The organism is Mesorhizobium sp. M1066, assembly GCF_040318635.1.
Taxonomy (GTDB): Bacteria; Pseudomonadota; Alphaproteobacteria; order Rhizobiales; family Rhizobiaceae; genus Mesorhizobium.
Window position 1 is genome coordinate 1 of sequence record NZ_JAMYMR010000112.1, and the last position, 1,241, is coordinate 1,241.

The 1,241-nt window shown below is 54.6% G+C and carries 1 protein-coding gene; it reads left to right on the plus strand.

The annotated features are described in order from the left end of the window. The coding region (locus NKH52_RS35340; RefSeq protein ID WP_352658188.1) for a M24 family metallopeptidase at positions 1-1,225 on the plus strand (1,225 nt) is incomplete at its 5' end. Positions 1,226-1,241: the final 16 nt, after the last annotated feature.

Genomic DNA, 1,241 nt, shown 5'->3' on the forward strand with positions numbered 1-1,241 from the left:
GCCTCCTGCGATCGACATTTATCAAGATAGGAGAAAGCTGCTCATGCCTACATCTAGTCAACAGGGACGCGTACCTGGATTTAGTCAGCAGGAATACCGCGAGCGCACTGCTCGGCTGCGACAGCAAATGGCGGCGCGCGGAATGGATGCGCTGCTTGTCATGGACGAGAATAATATGAACTACCTCACCGGCTATGACGGATACTCGGATTACGTTCCGCAGCTCGCTCTCGTGTGTCAAGAAGATGAAGATCCGTGGCTGATTTTGCGCGAAATCGACACTTTGTGTGCAACGCCCACCTCATACCTACCGCAGTCGCGCATTCTCAGTTATCCAGAGAAGTACATTGGGTCGAGCCAGCGGACGGCATGGGAGCCGATTGGCGATCTAATCCGCGAGCGCACTAAGTCAAGCCGAATCGGGGTCGAACTGACGGCCAAGACGTTTGGAGTGAAAGACCATGCCGCTCTCGGTAACAGCTTGGACTCATCGAAGTTCATCGATGCCGATGGAATGATTGCTAAACTGAAGAAGGTAAAATCACCAGCCGAGCTTGCCTACATGGAGCAAGCCGGCAAGATTGTGGATAGGGCCATGCAGGTGGGCCGGCTTGAGATTGCTTCTGGAGCGCGCGAATGTGACGTGGGCGCCGCTATAGTGAGTGCTTTGGTCAAAGGCACACCGGAAATCCCGGGGGGAGTTTGCCAATTTCCATATATGCCTGTTGGTTCTCCCGCCAACGCACCGCACCTTTCGTGGTCCGACGCAAGCTATAAGATGGGCTGTCAGACGAATATCGAAATTGGCGCTTTCCGACACCGCTATGTCTGCGCCTTGTCACGAACGGTTTTTTTGGGTGAGCCGACCGCTCGGGCTCGGCACTTACATCAAGCCGCTTTGGACGGTTTCCTCGCAGAGGTCGAAACGATACGGCCGGGAGTTACGTGCTCTGAAGTTTCGCAAGCGTTCCAGCGCGCCTTTAAACCATACGGCGTGCGTAAGGAATCCAGGAGCGGCTACTCCATCGGCCACGGTTGGGTTGACAGCGGAATCAGCTTCCAGGAGGACGACCACACCGTGATTGAACCCAACATGACCTTCCACGTCCTCATCGGCATTTTTGAGAAGAATGACGGCTACGTCTTCAGTGAGACTGTCCGAGTGACCGAGAAAGGCGCGAAGTCGCTAAGCAGCATGTCACGTGACCTGCTGGTTAATTGCTGACTTCTTTCAGGATTGC